16 protein-coding genes are annotated in these 14729 nt (G+C 63.6%); 6 read left to right on the top strand and 10 right to left on the bottom strand.

The window, feature by feature from the left end; genetic code table 11:
• Position 1: 1 nt before the first annotated feature.
• Both NKI66_RS00830 and NKI66_RS00825 read left to right on the top strand, forming a co-directional pair.
• Complete coding sequence (locus NKI66_RS00830) at positions 2-3181, top strand: efflux RND transporter permease subunit (RefSeq protein ID WP_023810913.1); 3180 nt, start codon at positions 2-4, stop codon at positions 3179-3181.
• 92 nt (positions 3182-3273) lie between these two features.
• A complete protein-coding gene (locus NKI66_RS00825; RefSeq protein WP_023810914.1) occupies positions 3274-3432 on the top strand; it encodes a DUF3309 family protein in 159 nt (52 codons plus the stop codon).
• 63 nt (positions 3433-3495) lie between these two features.
• Here the strand turns inward: NKI66_RS00825 and NKI66_RS00820 are convergent, their stop codons facing one another.
• Both NKI66_RS00820 and NKI66_RS00815 read right to left on the bottom strand, forming a co-directional pair.
• Complete coding sequence (locus tag NKI66_RS00820) at positions 3496-4455, bottom strand: SDR family oxidoreductase (RefSeq protein ID WP_128305532.1); 960 nt, start codon at positions 4453-4455, stop codon at positions 3496-3498.
• Positions 4456-4531: 76 nt separating this feature from the next.
• Entirely contained in the window at positions 4532-4741 is a 210-nt protein-coding gene (locus NKI66_RS00815) for a DUF680 domain-containing protein (RefSeq protein ID WP_352750548.1), read from the bottom strand.
• 114 nt (positions 4742-4855) lie between these two features.
• On the opposite strand from NKI66_RS00815, the gene NKI66_RS00810 reads away from it, so the two are divergent.
• Positions 4856-5764, top strand: a complete 909-nt coding sequence (locus NKI66_RS00810) for a LysR family transcriptional regulator (RefSeq protein ID WP_352750546.1) — start codon at positions 4856-4858, stop codon at positions 5762-5764.
• Here NKI66_RS00810 and NKI66_RS00805 read toward each other — a convergent pair.
• The 3 genes from NKI66_RS00805 to NKI66_RS00795 form a co-directional block, all read right to left on the bottom strand.
• Positions 5728-6903, bottom strand: a complete 1176-nt coding sequence (locus tag NKI66_RS00805; RefSeq protein ID WP_352750544.1) for an MFS transporter — start codon at positions 6901-6903, stop codon at positions 5728-5730. The genes NKI66_RS00810 and NKI66_RS00805 overlap by 37 nt on opposite strands.
• 123 nt (positions 6904-7026) lie before the next feature.
• Positions 7027-7335, bottom strand: coding sequence for a DUF1244 domain-containing protein (locus tag NKI66_RS00800; protein ID WP_352750542.1), 309 nt, complete (start codon positions 7333-7335; stop codon positions 7027-7029).
• Between the two features lie 11 nt (positions 7336-7346).
• Complete coding sequence (locus NKI66_RS00795; RefSeq protein WP_352440938.1) at positions 7347-8144, bottom strand: N-formylglutamate amidohydrolase; 798 nt, start codon at positions 8142-8144, stop codon at positions 7347-7349.
• A 245-nt stretch (positions 8145-8389) separates the two neighbouring features.
• Between NKI66_RS00795 and NKI66_RS00790 the strand changes: the two genes are divergently transcribed.
• Both NKI66_RS00790 and pyk read left to right on the top strand, forming a co-directional pair.
• Positions 8390-8878, top strand: coding sequence for a DUF1036 domain-containing protein (locus tag NKI66_RS00790; protein WP_127260459.1), 489 nt, complete (start codon positions 8390-8392; stop codon positions 8876-8878).
• Positions 8875-10311, top strand: a complete 1437-nt coding sequence (pyk, locus tag NKI66_RS00785) for a pyruvate kinase (RefSeq protein ID WP_023810921.1) — start codon at positions 8875-8877, stop codon at positions 10309-10311. The genes NKI66_RS00790 and pyk overlap by 4 nt, the downstream gene beginning before the upstream one ends.
• Before the next feature lie 44 nt (positions 10312-10355).
• Here the strand turns inward: pyk and NKI66_RS00780 are convergent, their stop codons facing one another.
• The 3 genes from NKI66_RS00780 to ykgO form a co-directional block, all read right to left on the bottom strand.
• Positions 10356-11420 carry an alpha/beta fold hydrolase gene (locus NKI66_RS00780; RefSeq protein ID WP_352750540.1) on the bottom strand — a complete coding sequence of 355 codons (1065 nt, stop codon included), beginning with the start codon at positions 11418-11420 and terminating at the stop codon, positions 10356-10358.
• A 195-nt stretch (positions 11421-11615) separates the two neighbouring features.
• Positions 11616-12221: a tetratricopeptide repeat protein gene (locus NKI66_RS00775; RefSeq protein WP_352750538.1), complete on the bottom strand. Its 606-nt coding sequence runs from the start codon at positions 12219-12221 to the stop codon at positions 11616-11618.
• 111 nt (positions 12222-12332) lie between these two features.
• Positions 12333-12458: a type B 50S ribosomal protein L36 gene (gene ykgO / locus NKI66_RS00770; protein ID WP_006327841.1), complete on the bottom strand. Its 126-nt coding sequence runs from the start codon at positions 12456-12458 to the stop codon at positions 12333-12335.
• A gap of 241 nt (positions 12459-12699) precedes the next feature.
• On the opposite strand from ykgO, the gene NKI66_RS00765 reads away from it, so the two are divergent.
• A complete protein-coding gene (locus tag NKI66_RS00765; RefSeq protein WP_352750537.1) occupies positions 12700-13122 on the top strand; it encodes a lysozyme inhibitor LprI family protein in 423 nt (140 codons plus the stop codon).
• Between the two features lie 6 nt (positions 13123-13128).
• On the opposite strand, the gene NKI66_RS00760 is transcribed toward NKI66_RS00765, so the two are convergent.
• Positions 13129-14208, bottom strand: coding sequence for a 5-(carboxyamino)imidazole ribonucleotide synthase (locus NKI66_RS00760; protein ID WP_352750536.1), 1080 nt, complete (start codon positions 14206-14208; stop codon positions 13129-13131).
• Complete coding sequence (gene purE, locus NKI66_RS00755) at positions 14205-14702, bottom strand: 5-(carboxyamino)imidazole ribonucleotide mutase (protein WP_128305976.1); 498 nt, start codon at positions 14700-14702, stop codon at positions 14205-14207. The genes NKI66_RS00760 and purE overlap by 4 nt, the downstream gene beginning before the upstream one ends.
• Between the last annotated feature and the right edge of the window lie 27 nt (positions 14703-14729).

The raw sequence follows: 14729 nt of genomic DNA, 5'->3' as shown, positions 1-14729 counted from the left end.
CATGGATATCGTCAGACTCGCAATCAACAATGCCCGCCTGACCATTTCGGTCCTCGTCTTCCTTCTGCTGGCGGGCTGGGTCGCCTATCAGGCGACGCCAAAGGAAGCGGAGCCCGACGTTCCGATTCCGATGATGTATGTCAGCCTGATCTATCAGGGCATTTCGCCCGAGGATTCGGAGCGGCTTCTGCTGCGGCCGATGGAAAGCAAGCTGAAAAGCCTGAAGGGCCTCAAGGAGATGCGTTCGGCCGCCTTCCAGGGCGGCGGCTACGTGCTGGTCGAGTTCCAGCCGCAGACCAATCTGGCCACCGCGCTGCAGGACACGCGCAGCAAAGTGCAGGACGCCAAGGCCGACCTGCCGCAGGCGGCGGAAGAACCCGTCGTCACCGAAGTCAACATTTCCGAATTTCCCGTGCTCGTCGTCACGCTCTCGGGAAATCTGCCCGAACGCGTGCTGACCGCCGCCGCGCGTGAACTGCGCGACCGCATCGAGGAGGTTCCCGGTGTTCTCGAGGGCTCGCTGCAGGGTGCGCGCGATGATCTCGTCGAGGTCGTCATCGATCCGATGAAGCTGTCTTCCTATGGATTGCAGCTCGATCAGTTGATCGGTGCGGTCGGCAACTCCAACAGCCTGGTCGCCGCCGGCAACATCGAAGGCTCGGAGGGCAAATACGCCGTCAAGGTGCCGTCGCTGATCGAAACGCCGGAGGATGTCGCCGCACTGCCTGTGGTCGCCGGCCCCAATGCCGTGGTGCAGGCCAAGGACATCGCGACGATCCGTTCGACCTTCAAGGATGCCGAGACGGTGACCCGTCTCAACGGCAAGCCGGCCATCGCCATCGAAGTCAAGAAGCGCATCGGCTCCAACCTGATCGACACCGTCGCCAAGGTGCGAACGGTGTCCGACGAGTTCGTCAAGTCGATGCCCGAGGGCATGAACGTCACCTACACGCAGGACAAGTCGGTCTTCGTCAACCAGCTGCTCGGCGACCTGCAGAACCATGTGATGATCGCCGTCATCCTGGTGTTCATCGTCATCCTCTACGCGCTGTCCGGCCGCGCCTCGCTGCTCATCGGGCTTGCGATTCCGTCGTCGTTCCTGATCGGCATCCTGCTGCTGGCGATGATGGGCTACACGATCAACATGATCGTGCTGTTCAGCCTGATCCTGGCCGTCGGCATGCTGGTCGACGACGCCATCATCGTCACCGAGTTCGCCGAACGGCGGATGAGCAAAGGCATGCCGAAGGAGGAAGCCTTCGCGCTCGCAGCCAAGCGCATGGCCGGTCCGGTCATCGCCGCGACGATGACGCGCATCGCCGCCTTCTCACCGCTGCTGTTCTGGCCGGGCATCATCGGCGACTTCATGAAGTACATGCCGATCACGCTGATCGTCACGCTGTCGGCCTCGATGCTCTATGCGCTTGTCTTCGCGCCGACGCTGGGTGCGATCTTCGCCAAGGCGCCGCCGCATCATGAGGATGACAATCGCGACGGCTGGTACATGGCGATCGTCAAGCAGGCGGTGCGCTTCCCCATCACCGTGCTGGTGCTGACCGTCGCGCTCTTGTTCGGCGTCGGCTTTGCCTATTCGAAATACGGCGCCGGCGTCGAGTTCTTCCCGAATGTCGAACCGGATTACGGCCTGCTCTACGTGCATGCGCGCGGCAATCTTTCGCTGGCCGAAATGGATACCGCGACCAAGATCGCGGAAGACAGGCTGCTCGGCTGGCCGGGCGTGAAGTCGGTCTACACCCGCGTCGGCAAGACGCAAGGCGGCGGCCAGGATATCCCCGAAGACGTCGTCGGCGTCATCCAGTACGAATTCATCGACTGGCGCGAGCGCAAGGCGGCGAACCACATCCTGGACGATCTGCGCGGCGTCATGGCCGGCATTCCCGGCGTCGATGTCGAGGTGCGCGTGCCGGAAGCCGGTCCGCCGACCGGCAAGCCGATCCAGATCAGGCTTTCGGCCGTCGACCCCAAGGGGCTCGACGACAAGGCCCGTGAGGTTGCGGCGCGCATCGGCAAGGTGCCCGGCGTCATTGATATTTCCGACGGCCTGCCGCCGCCCGGTGTCGACTGGGCGCTCGAGGTCGACCGTGCCAAGGCGGCGCAGTACGGCATCAGCCCAACCTCGGTCGGGACGGTGGTGCAACTGGTGACCAACGGGCTGAAGCTCTCGGAATACCGGCCTGCCGGAGCCGACGACGCGGTCGACATAAGGCTGCGGCTGCCCGAAGACCGGCGCACGCTGTCGACGCTCGACGAACTCAGGGTGCAGACCTCACAAGGCTCGGTGCCGATCTCGAACTTCGTCGTGCGCAAGCCCGAGCCGACGGTCGGCATCCTCAACCGCATCGACGGCGCGCGTACGGTGGTCGTCCAGGCCAACGTCGCCGCCGGCGCTCAGGTCGCGGCTGTGCAGGAGCAGGTCACCAAAGCCGTCTCCGACATGGATCTCGGCAGCGGCATCCGCTGGAAGCTGGCCGGCTCGAACGAGGACAGCGCCGAAGCCAGCGCCTTTCTTAGCAAGGCCTTCGGGGCGGCGATCTTCCTGATCTTCCTGGTGCTCTTGGCGCAGTTCAACAAGTTCACCAGCGTCTGGCTGGTGCTGTCCTGCGTGGTCATGGCGACGATCGGCGTGTTCCTCGGCCTGCTGATAACAGGCGAGACGTTCGGCATCGTCATGTCGGGCATCGGCGTCATCGCTCTGGCCGGCGTGGTGGTGAACAACAACATCGTGCTGATCGACACCTATGACCGGCTGCGTGAAGAAGGCTGGGACAAGGTCGAGGCGGTGCTGCAGACTTGCCGCGAGCGCGCCCGTCCGGTGGTGCTGACGGCTGTTTCGGCCATTCTCGGCGTGCTGCCGATCGCCTTCGGCCTCGGGTTGGAAATCTTCCATCACGAGACGACGATCAACGCGCCGTCGACGCAATGGTGGATTTCGCTGTCCTCGGCGATCGTCTTCGGCCTGTCCTTCGCCACCGTGCTGACGCTGGTGGTGACGCCGTCGATGCTGATCGTGTTCACCCGCGCCAAGGTCAAGCCGGGCGCACGGCGCGGTTGGTTCAGCCGGCTGTTCCGGCGTGGCAAGGGCGAGATTTCCTCGACCGATGCGCAGGGGCAGGATACCGGAGCCGAGCCGGATATCGCCTTTCCGAAAGCCGCCGAATAGACCAATGCCGATTTGACCGCAAAAGGCCGCCCGGAACAACCGGGCGGCCTTTTGCATTGTTCTTGGGCGAAACGTCGAATTGCGGGGTTCTCATGCCGATCACCACCATCGTCATCATCGTCCTGGTCCTTATCCTCATCGGCGCGGTGCCGGCCTGGCCACATTCGCGCTCCTGGGGCTATGGGCCCTCGGGTATTGTCGGCGTGGTGCTGGTGGTGCTTATGGTGCTGCTGTTGATGGGACGGCTCTGAGGCGCCCTCTCAGTCCGCGGAGATTGTCAATGTGCGGAGGAGCATCGCCCGCCATCGCGGACGTCAGGCAGCTTTCGCAACGCCGGTCACGGTGGCAATGCCGATATCCCCGAGAGCTTCAGTGACGGCCTGATCCAGCGGCGTGTGCGGGATCGCGCCGATGATGCCTTCCAGCCTTGCCGACGCCAGTTGGTGCGGTTCGAAGCGCAGATAGGACATCGACACGATCTCACGCCACATCGCCACGAACGGGCTACCGGCGCGCAGCACCCACCAGGCCATCGAGGTCATCTTGAGCGGACGCCCAAGCGCCTTCTCTGCGGCTGCCTTGATCTCCAGGTCGGTGACGGGATGGCCGGGGAAGTTGAAGGCTTCATAAGCGCCGAGCTTGTCCAGGTTCTGCGCCAGTCCGACGAAAGCCCTGGCCAGATCCGGTAGGTAGGCCCATTCATGTACGAGGTCGACCGGGCCGGGCGCCGTATAGATACCCTTGTTGATCTTGGCAGCGACGACCAAGTCGAACCACGAGCCGCTGCCGGTGCCGCCGAAGAAGTCGCCGGCCCGCAAAATGATGGTGCGGACGCGGCGTGCTTCGGCCTCGCGGTGAAACAGGTCCTCCATGGCGACGCGGATGCGCCCCTTGTCGGTCGTCGGGCGGAACGGCGTGTCTTCCGTGATCACCTCCGGCATCGGCGATCCGTAATTGTATACGGTCCCGGGAAAGAGATGCAGTGCGTTGTTGGCATGGCAAGCGGTCATGACATTCTCGGCGATCGGCAGGCACTTGACCCATTCGGTGTAGATCGGGTTGAGGCCGTTGAAGATGATGTCGACACCTTCCGTGGCGCGGATCAGCGCTTCCCGGTCGAGCGCGTCACCGGCAACGGCCGTAGCGCCTTCAAGTTCAGTTGGCAGTTTGCCGTTGCGGGTGACGGCGCGGACCTCGTAGCCCGCGTCGATGAAGGCCTTGGCGACCACGCGGCCGAGCCGGCCATTGGCACCGAGAATTGCGATACTGGTCATTGGAAGCACTCCTGGGTTGGGATTTGCGTGGTCGGTCTGGACGCGCGATCGGGATCAGCGACAAGCGCGATCGAGATCAGCGGTTGCCGAAGAGGTCGCGGTTGCTGCCTTGCGTGACCGGCTGCCGGACGGCCGCATCCGGGTTGTGGATCGAAGCGGTGGTCGTGTTGTCGGTGCTGGTGACAGCCGGCTGGCTGGCGTCGTTCGAGCCAAACTTGTCGCTGCCGGCAAAGGCGGCGCTGACGGAAATGAGGATGGCGGCGGTGGTGAGAGTGATCTTGGTCATCTGAGTTCTCCTGGTTGGTGTTTGCAGTCCGTGTTGGTGTCTGCAGCCGGAATATGGTCGCTCCGAACGCGAATGGAAATTGACTACAGATGGCGATCTGATATTCATAAATGAATGGCTGAAATCGACTGGAACCTGATCAAGAGCTTTGTCGCCGTGGCGGAATCCGGCAGCCTGTCGGCCGCCGCGCGAAAGCTTTCGGCCAGCCAGCCGACGCTTGGCCGTCACATCGGCGAGTTGGAACAGGCGCTGGGCGTCACACTGTTCCGTCGAGGACGGCACGGCTACGAACTGACGGAGGCCGGCAGCACGCTGTTCGAACGCGGCAAGGCGGTCAGTGAGCAGGCAAGCGCCTTCTCATTGCTGGCGCTGGGTTCGGTAGAGGCCATAGAAGGCACGGTGCGCATCGCCGCCAGCGAGGTGGTGGCGGCCTATGTCCTGCCTGAAATGACGATGCGGCTGGGGATCGAGGAGCCCGGCATCGAGGTCGAGATCGTCGCCTCCAACCAGGTCGAAAACCTGCTGCGTCGAGATGCCGACATCGCCATCCGCATGGTCAAGCCGGCGCAGAACGAGCTGATGGCACGCAAGGTCTGCGATATCGCGCTCTGCGCCTGCGCCGCCAAATCCTATCTCGACAGGCGCGGCCCTCCGCTGAAGCCCGCCGACCTTGTCGACCACGACCTGGTCGGCTTCGACCGCGGTGACGAGATCATCAGGGGCTTTACCCAGCATGGTATCCCCGTCACCCGGAGCAGCTTCCGCTTCAGGGCCGACAACCAGATCGTTTTGTGGGAAGCGGTGCGGGCGGGAAACGGCATCGGCCTCGGTCAGGAGCCGCTGGCCGACAGGGATCCTTTGATAGAGAAGGTGCTGCCTGACCTGCCGCTGCCAGTTCTGCCGGTGTGGCTGGCGATGCATCGCGATGTGCGTACCAGCGTGCGCATCCGCCGGGTGGTGGATTTTCTGCATGAGGAGCTGAAACGCTATTCGGCGGGTGCTGGCGCGAATTCGGCGCGGTGAGCGAGCCCGGCCATCAGCAACACGATGATCAGCAGTCCCGACATGGTGATGAAGATCGGGCCGAAGCTGGAATGCTCGGCAACGAAGCCGATCGCCGACGGCGCCACCAGTATGCCGCAGTATCCGATAGTGGTGACCACGCTCATGCCGGTGCCGGAAGACATGCCTTCCTGGTTGCCGCCGGCCGAAAAGATGATTGGCACCATATTGGCGATGCCGAAGCCGCAAAAGGCAAAGGCTGCAATAGCGAGCCAGGGCGAGGGCGCCAGGCCAGCCACCAGCATGCCGACCGCGGCTACGAGGGCCGACACGCGCAGCGTCGTCACCGCGCCGAAGCGATTGCGTATGCCGTCGCCGAAGAACCGCGTAACCGCCATGACGCCCGAAAATCCGGCGTAGGCGAGGCCGGCAACGGCGAGATCGGCGCCGAGCTCCTGGCGCAGATACAGGGCTGCCCAGTCGAGCACCGCGCCTTCGGAGATCATCGCCAGCAGCGCCATCAGTCCGATCAGATAAACCAGCGGGTTTGCCGGCAGTGCGAATTTGTGGTGCTCGGCTGCCTGCGGGCCGTCTTCGGTGAGGAGATGGCGAACGGCCACCGCGATCACCGCGAAGGCAAACACCGTTACCGCCGCCGCGTGGGCGAGGTGGCCGTAGTGCTGGATGGCAAAGCCGCCGAGGCCGCCGCCGGCGAAGCCGCCGAGACTCCAGAAGCCGTGCGAGGACGACATGACGGCGCGGGAGAGCCGCCGTTCGACCACCACGGCATTGGCATTCATGGCAACGTCCATGCCACCGATCGAGCCGCCGAAGATGATCATGGCCCCGGCCGCCAGCGGTACGTTGGGTGCCAGCGCCACGACCATCAGACCGAGGCTGCCGCACAGGGCGAACCAGCGCAGTACGGTGCGCGAGCCATGTCTGGAGATCAAATGGCCGCACCAGGTCATCGCGACGACGGCACCGACGCCGAATAAGAGTATCAGCAGACCGAGCGTGAACTTCGAAATCTCCAGCCGGGTCAGGAACACAGGAATCTGCGGCGCCCAACTGCCCGTCAGGAAGCCGTTGGCGAGGAAAATGGCCGCGAGCGCCCATCGTCCGCGAATGGCAGTCAGCTTGGCAGTTGACGCGTTCATGAGGCGAATCCCGCTGAAAATGGCTTCGCGCGGCAAATTAGATCGATTCAATTTTCAGTCAAGGCTCTTTCGGGAAGCGTTTTGGGCCAAACACAGCCTTAAGCGATCGCTGGGGCGACGGCGTCAATGGTCGTGGGGGCGCCTTGCCTCGAATTCGGCCTTCTTGGCGTCGGAGGCCTCGGTCTGGTTGAACGCCTGCCACTCCCCATAAGGCATGCCGTAGACGATCTCGCGCGACTGATCCTTGCTGAGTTCGACGCCCTCGGCATTGGCTGCCTCGCGATACCAGTTCGACAGGCAGTTGCGGCAGAAGCCGGCGAGGTTCATCAGGTCGATGTTCTGCACATCGTTGCGCTCGCGCAGATGCTCGACCAGCCGGCGGAAGGCGGCCGCCTCGAAATCGCGTTGCTGCTCGTCGCTGAGTTCGTTCATCGAAACCTCCGTCATAGCGGCCCGGTGCGCGAGCCGAACATCTTCACCACATGTATATCGGGACGGCGGTCTATCGCGTCAACGATCGGCGCCAGCCGTTCGGCCCAGGCGAGCGCGCCCTTCTGGTCCGATATCAGATCCTGTCTGATCTCGATCAGCGCATGGGCGAAGCCGTTGACGATGGCGTGCTTGTACATGGTGTCGCCGCGCAGCGCGCCGTCATAGGGTTCGTTGTCGCCGACGACGAGGTTCTTGTCCTGCGCCAGCATGTCTATCAACGGCCGCGCCACGCGGTCGTCGAGGTCCCACAGGATGCCGACGTGCCAAGGACGCTGGATTCCTTGCATGGCAGGGGTGAAGGAATGCACCGAAAAGATGAAGGGCGCCTGGGCGGAAGCCTGTGCGACCGAGGCGATCATGGCGCCGACGGCGTCGTGATAGGGTCGGTAGAACCCGTCGAGTCGCCTCTCGCGCTCCTCGGCAGCGATGGGGTAGTTCCCAGGTACGACAGTGCCGTCATAAAGCTGGCGAATGAGCGTTGGGTCGTCTTCGCCGCGGTTGGGATCGATCAGCAGCCGCGAAAAATTGGCAAGCACCGCCGGCACGCCGAGCAGGGCAGCCAGTTCGCGCGTCACCGCCTCGACGCCGATGTCATAGGCGATGTGGCGGTCGAACTCGGCTGAGGGCAGGCCGAGGCTGCCGTAGTCGTCGGGCAGGTCGCGACGGGCATGATCGCCCAACAGCACGATGCCTCGCCTGCGATCGCCCTCGATGATGTCGAAAGGCGCGAAAACTGTGGATCGGGTCATTGGCGGGAAATGGTCTGTTCGCTGGCTTCCGGGGAGGGTGCTATCGTCATTCCACGAAGACGACGCTTGCGCAATGCCGTTGTTTGGCCAAGGTTTCCCCGGAAATCTGGCACAAGTCGGCGAATTGTGCGCCGGAGCCTTTCTAAATCGATTGGAATTGGACAAAACGGTGCGTTGACATGCGCCCGGACTTTTCCGAAAAGGGGCGCAGAGAGATGCTGATGTGGTTTTTGAGGGGTTTTCGGATGAGTTCCGCCGGCGGGCAGCGCATGCGCTCTGCCTTTGCCATGCCGCTCCTCACTCTTGCCATAGGCCTGTCGGCGATGGTCGTGGCTTCGCCGGCGCGTGCCGATTTCCGCGTCTGCAACGCCACGCAGAACCTGGTCGGTGTCGGCATCGGCTATCGCGCCAAGGCCGGCTGGATCACCGAAGGCTGGTGGCACATCGAGGGATCGAGTTGCAAGACGCTGATCGAAGGGCCGCTGTCATCAAGGTTTTACTATCTTTATGCAGAAGACGCCGAACGCGGTGGACGCTGGGACGGCCCGATCAACATGTGCGTGGCTGAAAAAGAGTTCAAGATCGCCGGCGTGACCGACTGCGTCGCCCGGGGCTTCCAGCGCGCCGGATTCCAGGAATATGACACGGGCGAACAGGCAAGCTGGATGGTCCAGCTGACCGATGAGTCCACAACGGGAGGCGCTCCAGCCGCCCCGGGAACAAACAGTCAATGAGACGTAGCCGCAAGGTCAAGATCCTAGCCACCATCGGTCCGGCCTCCTCGTCGGAGGAGATGCTGAAGAAACTGTTCGAAGCTGGCGCCGATGTGTTCCGCATCAATATGAGCCATACCGACCATGAACTGATGCGCACGCTGGTCGGACGCATCCGCGCTGTCGAGGAAGCGGTTGGCCGGCCGATCGGCATCCTGGCCGATCTGCAAGGGCCAAAGTTGCGCGTCGGCAAATTCGCCAACGGCAAGGAAGTGCTGACGCAAGGCCAGACCTTCACCCTCGACGACAATCCAGAGCCTGGCACCTCGACCAGGGTCTATCTGCCGCATCCGGAAATTCTGAGCTCGGTCGAAGCCGGCCATCGCCTGCTGATCGACGATGGCAAGCTCGAGCTGAAGGCGGTGAAGAGCGACGGCAAGTCGATCGTCTGCACCGTCGTCGCCGGCACCACCATTTCCGACAAGAAGGGCGTCAGCCTGCCCGACACCGACCTCCCGGTCGGCGCGCTGACCGAGAAGGATCGCAAGGACCTCGATGCCGTGCTGGCCACGGGCGTCGACTGGGTGGCGCTGTCCTTCGTGCAGCGGCCGGAGGATCTGGCCGAAGCGCGCAAGATCGCACGCGGCCGGGCGCTGATCATGGCCAAGATCGAAAAGCCGCAGGCCGTCGCCCGGCTGGCCGAGATCATCGAATTGTCCGACGCGCTGATGGTCGCCCGCGGCGATCTCGGCGTCGAGATGCCGCTCGAGGCGGTGCCCGGCATCCAGAAGCAGATCACGCGCGCCGCACGCCGAGCCGGCAAGCCGGTGGTGGTTGCAACGCAGATGCTGGAATCGATGATCACGGCACCGGTGCCGACCCGCGCCGAGGTGTCCGATGTTTCGATCGCCGTCTTCGAAGGTGCCGATGCCATCATGCTGTCGGCGGAATCGGCGGCGGGTGCCTACCCCGTCGAGGCCGTGGCAATGATGAACCGTATCGCCACCAAGGTCGAAACCGATCCGACCTATGCCGGCATCATCAACGCCCAGCGCTCCGAGCCGGAGGCGACTGGCGCCGATGCCATTTCGCTGGCCGCGCGCGAGATCGCCGAAACGCTGAAGCTGGCGGCGATCATCACCTACACCGCATCAGGCACCACAGGCCTGCGCGCCGCCCGCGAGCGGCCGCAAGTGCCTGTTATCGCGCTGTCGCCGATCCTCAATACGGCGCGGCGGCTGTCGCTTTTGTGGGGCACGCATTGCGTCGTCTCACCCGACGCCGTCGACCTCGACGACATGGTCAATCGCGCCTGCCGCATCGCCTTCGACGAAGGCTTCGGCAAGCCGGGCGACCGCGTCATCATCACCGCGGGCGTACCGTTGCGGACACCGGGTTCGACCAACATGCTGCGCATCGCCTATATCGGATCGGACACACAAGTCAGCCGCTAGATTCCTAAAGCGTGTCGCCTCTGAACGGATTCAGGCGATCCGCTTTAGGTCGGCGCGAGTTCGGCCTGCGGTACCTTGATATCGGCGCATCTGCCGGCGCCGTAGGCGTCGCCAGCGATGCGCGCCTCCACTGCCGTTGCCATCGCCTGCAGGTCTATACTCTTCCCGGCGACCTTCTCGATGGCGCCGACGGTCAGGTCGGGCGCGATCCAGTCTGGCTTGTGACCGAGATTGTGCACCCAGACGAGTTCGGCACCGGCAATGTCGCGCGCCAGGCCGACCGAATGGATATGTGCATAGACCACCTTGTCGCGATCGCCTGAAATGACCACGGTTGGCGCCTTGATCTCGTTGTAGCGCGGTGCGGCGCCGAGGGCATAGCGATAGAGCCCGGCGACATCGGTGGCGTTGGCACGAAAGGCTGTTGGTCGCAGCACCAGCGGGATAGAGGCCATTCTGAGATAATTGTCGGGCACCTTGTTGGGCGAGAAAACGCAGGTGGTGGCGTCCGCCATCTGCAGTGTACCGGCCGGATAGGTCAGCATCTCGGAAAACGACCAACCGAGCACCGGCATGGTGGTCAGATTGTAGTACCAGGCGGTTGCGCCGCCCGGCCATGGGTGGGTCGCCGGTGCGAGGAAGACCAGCCCGAGCGTCTTGTCGGGATGCTCCCGGCCAAAGGCCGATGTCACCACGCCGCCGAAGGAATGGCCGACGATGACAGCCTTCTTGATGCCGAGATGGTCCATCAGTGCGGCAATGGTGTCGGCCTGCGCCGACGGGTTCTCGTTGTTGGTGCCGCGACCCGACCAGCCGTGGCCTGGCCGGTCGAAGAACAGCATTTCGGCGCGGCCTTCGAGCAAGGGGCGCAGCGGCAGCATCTGGTCCCTGAGGTTGGCGCTGGCGCCGTGGATGAAGACGATCGGCGGCAGCTCGGCATTGGCGGGTGCCGAGACATGGACATAATGGATGCGGGCGCCGTCGATTTCGGCGAACTCGCCGATCGGCGGATTGCGGCGCTCGATCAGCCATGATCCGACGCGGGTGACGCCGACAAAGCCGAAGACAAGCGCCATCAGGAAGGCAAGGGCGGCGTAGATCAGGTTCATGGGGGGAGATACGGAGGTGGAGGGGGATAAGTTGTAGGGGAGTAGGGGAGTAGGGGAGTAGGGGAGTAGGGGAGTAGGGGAGTAGGGGAGTAGGGGAGTAGGGGAGTAGGGGAGTAGGGGAGTAGGGGAGTAGGGTGTGTGTTCCACAGGTACAATCTGCCCCTACTGCCTTATTCCCCTACTCCCCTAGAGCAATCAAATGCCTTCACCGGCAAGTTCCTCCGAAATCGTGCCGACCTGGTCCTGGGCGCTGCGCATCATCGGATAGATGGCCAGCACCTTTTGCCAGGCCTCGAGCGCCGATTGCTTGTGGCCGGTCAACGCCATGATCTGCGCCAGGCCGGACAGCGCACCGAAATGGCGCGGCTCGAGCTGCAGCGTATGGTCGATGTCGGACATCGACTTGCCGTAGTTCTTCATCATGAAATGCACGGTGGCACGCCGGTTCCAGCCTTCGGCATAGGTCGGCTGCAAAGTCACCACTTGGTCGAGGAAATCGAGCGCGACGTCGAATTTCTGGCTTTCGACGGCTTTTTGCGACCATTGCATCATCAGGTCGATCGAGGCGCTGCCGGATTGCGACCACTCGCCCCAGATGTTGCCGGCGATGCGCTCCGCCGCCTTTTCGTTGCGCTCGCGTTTCAGATCGCTGAACAACTGGTCGAGGCGGGCTCGTTTCGTCGTTGCGGCGGGCGGGGCGTCCTGAGTGGCCGGCGGCGCGACAGCATCATCCGCCCATGCCGGGCCATAAATGGCGCCGGAAACAAGCAGAGATGTCAAAAATGCAAAAAGAATCCGCATCGCCGGACTCTAGTCCCAGGCGACGGAACGTCAAACTGAATTTGGCGTGAAAGGCCGGCAGGCGGCAACAAGCATCAAATGGGCGGAGGCAACAGCCTCCTGCCCGAAAGCTCAGCCCTGGCGTGCCTTGTAGCGCGGGGCGGTCTTGTTGATGATGTAGACGCGGCCCTTGCGGCGAACCAGCTGGTTGTCGCGGTGACGCGCCTTCAGCGCCTTGAGCGAATTCTTGATCTTCATGGTCTTGCCTGTCGGTGTGGACCCGGTCCGGGTCGAAATTTTAAGGCGCGCCAGAAGACGCGCCTTTGAACTGTGGGGTGGCTCATAAACGAGGAGCCTTGTCCCTGTCAACCGCAAGCGTGCTCCATTGCGGCTGTGAATCATCCCTGTCATCAATTATCCGCCATATCGGCCTGGCGCATTGCGCGGCCCTGGGCCGGCTGGGATGATGCGGTCGCCGTGAAGTGATTTGGAGAGAACCATGCGCCGAATGTTCCTGTCCGCCTGCCTTGTCCTGCTGGCGGCAGCTTCGGTTGCGCGCGCGCAGGAATGCGACCGCAGCGACGATAGCCAGCAGATGATGAACATCTGTGCCGGCGAAGACTATCAGGCCGCCGACGCTAGGCTCAACAAGGCCTATCAAAACCTCACCAGCTCGGATGATGCCGGCGGCAAGAGATTGCTGCAGGTGGCGCAACGCGCCTGGATCGCTTTTCGCGATGCCGAGTGCGCGCATTCCACTGCCGCCAGCGACGGCGGATCGATCCATTCGATGGAAGTCTCGCAATGCCTGACCAGATTGACCAATGATCGCGTCAAGCAGCTCGCTGCCGCGGCCAATTGCGAGGAAGGCGATGTGAGTTGCGCCAATCCTGGCGAGGACGAGAGCGACGACGTGCAGTAGGCAACCTTATGAGGCGCGACGGCTGATCCGAGTGAAATGGCCCATCTTGCGGCCGGGCCGCGCTTCGGCCTTGCCGTAGAGATGCAGCATCAGATCGGGCTCGGCGAGAAGCTCAGGGACGCGCAGCACATCGTCGCCGATCAGGTTCTCCATCACGCAGTCGGAGTGGCGGTCCGGGCTGCCGAGCGGCAGGCCGGCGATGGCGCGGATATGCTGCTCGAACTGCGAAACGATACAGGCGGCTTCCGTCCAATGGCCGGAATTGTGCACGCGCGGCGCGATCTCGTTGGCCAGCAGCGAGCCGTCCGCCAGCACGAAGAACTCGACGCCGATGACACCGACATAGTTCAGCGCCGACAATATCGTCGATGCCGCCATTCGGGCTGCTGTCGCGGTTTCGGGCCTTACGCCGGCCGGCAAGGTCGACGTATGGAGAATGCCATTGCGGTGGACATTCTCGGCCGGATCGTAGGCGACGACCGCACCGTCCAGCCCACGCGCCGCGATCACCGAGATCTCGCGCTCGAACGGCACGAAGGACTCCAGGATCAGCGGCACATTGCCCATCGCCTCGCAGGTGCCGGCAAGACCGCCGGCTTCCATGTTGCTGAAGACGCGCTGGCCCTTGCCGTCATAGCCCATGCGCCGAGTCTTCAGGATGCCGCTGCCGTCGAACGCTTTCAGCGCCGCCGTCAGCTCGTCATCATTGTCGACGGCGTGGAAATCGGCGGTGGCAATGCCGATGCCGTTGAGGAATGTTTTTTCGTCCACCCGGTCCTGCGCCACTTCCAGCGCGCGCGCCGGCGGATAGACCGGAACCTTGGCGGCCAGCGCGCTGGCGGCCGCGACCGGAACGTTCTCGAACTCGTAGGTGACGACGGAACTCGACGCTGCCAGTTCGGCAAGGGCAGCCTTGTCGTCATAGGCGGCTGTTATCTGACGGTTGGCGACCTGCGCGGCGGGGCAGTCCGCTTGCGGCTCCAGCACCACGGTGCGGTAGCCGAGGCGGGCGGCTGATATCGCCAGCATGCGGCCGAGCTGGCCGCCGCCAATGATGCCGATCGTCGATCCGGCGGGCAGGCTCACGGCGTATCCGTCGGTTCGGCAGCGACCTTGGCGGTCTGCGCGGCGCGCCAGGCATCGAGACGGACGGCAAGGCTGTCATCGTTCAGCGCCAGCACGGCAGCGGCCAGAAGGGCTGCGTTGGCGGCGCCGGCCTTGCCGATGGCTAGCGTTCCCACCGGAATGCCGGCCGGCATCTGGACAATGGACAGCAGCGAATCCTGCCCGGAAAGCGCTTTCGATTCCACCGGCACGCCGAACACCGGCAGCGGCGTCATCGCCGCCGTCATGCCGGGCAGGTGCGCCGCACCGCCGGCGCCGGCGATGATCACCTTGTAGCCGGCCGCCTTGGCGCCCTTGGCGAAATCATAGAGCCGGTCCGGCGTGCGATGCGCGGAGATGATCAGCCGCTTGTGCGGGATGCCGAGTGCTTCCAGAGTTTCGGCCGCATGGCACATCGTCGCCCAGTCGGACTGGCTGCCCATGATGATGGCGACGTCGGCGCGTTGATCGTCCAAGTCCGTGTTCCCCGGCGACAAAGGCGC

The organism is Mesorhizobium sp. M0518 (genome assembly GCF_040321125.1).
Lineage (GTDB): Bacteria > Pseudomonadota > Alphaproteobacteria > Rhizobiales > Rhizobiaceae > Mesorhizobium.
Note: the sequence above shows the minus strand (reverse complement) of the source record. Positions and strands in the feature narration are given on the sequence as shown.

What these genes read in the sequence shown, in the direction of transcription:
- NKI66_RS00800 (WP_352750542.1), bottom strand. Translation starts at nt 7,335, where the DNA reads ATGAACGAACTCAGCGACGAGCAGCAACGCGATTTCGAGGCGGCCGCC.
- NKI66_RS00805 (WP_352750544.1), bottom strand. Translation starts at nt 6,903, where the DNA reads ATGAACGCGTCAACTGCCAAGCTGACTGCCATTCGCGGACGATGGGCG.
- NKI66_RS00780 (WP_352750540.1), bottom strand. Translation starts at nt 11,420, where the DNA reads ATGAACCTGATCTACGCCGCCCTTGCCTTCCTGATGGCGCTTGTCTTC.
- NKI66_RS00815 (WP_352750548.1), bottom strand. Translation starts at nt 4,741, where the DNA reads ATGACCAAGATCACTCTCACCACCGCCGCCATCCTCATTTCCGTCAGC.
- NKI66_RS00810 (WP_352750546.1), top strand. Translation starts at nt 4,856, where the DNA reads ATGGCTGAAATCGACTGGAACCTGATCAAGAGCTTTGTCGCCGTGGCG.
- NKI66_RS00765 (WP_352750537.1), top strand. Translation starts at nt 12,700, where the DNA reads ATGCGCCGAATGTTCCTGTCCGCCTGCCTTGTCCTGCTGGCGGCAGCT.
- NKI66_RS00820 (WP_128305532.1), bottom strand. Translation starts at nt 4,455, where the DNA reads ATGACCAGTATCGCAATTCTCGGTGCCAATGGCCGGCTCGGCCGCGTG.
- NKI66_RS00830 (WP_023810913.1), top strand. Translation starts at nt 2, where the DNA reads ATGGATATCGTCAGACTCGCAATCAACAATGCCCGCCTGACCATTTCG.
- NKI66_RS00825 (WP_023810914.1), top strand. Translation starts at nt 3,274, where the DNA reads ATGCCGATCACCACCATCGTCATCATCGTCCTGGTCCTTATCCTCATC.
- ykgO (WP_006327841.1), bottom strand. Translation starts at nt 12,458, where the DNA reads ATGAAGATCAAGAATTCGCTCAAGGCGCTGAAGGCGCGTCACCGCGAC.
- pyk (WP_023810921.1), top strand. Translation starts at nt 8,875, where the DNA reads ATGAGACGTAGCCGCAAGGTCAAGATCCTAGCCACCATCGGTCCGGCC.
- NKI66_RS00795 (WP_352440938.1), bottom strand. Translation starts at nt 8,144, where the DNA reads ATGACCCGATCCACAGTTTTCGCGCCTTTCGACATCATCGAGGGCGAT.
- NKI66_RS00790 (WP_127260459.1), top strand. Translation starts at nt 8,390, where the DNA reads ATGAGTTCCGCCGGCGGGCAGCGCATGCGCTCTGCCTTTGCCATGCCG.
- NKI66_RS00775 (WP_352750538.1), bottom strand. Translation starts at nt 12,221, where the DNA reads ATGCGGATTCTTTTTGCATTTTTGACATCTCTGCTTGTTTCCGGCGCC.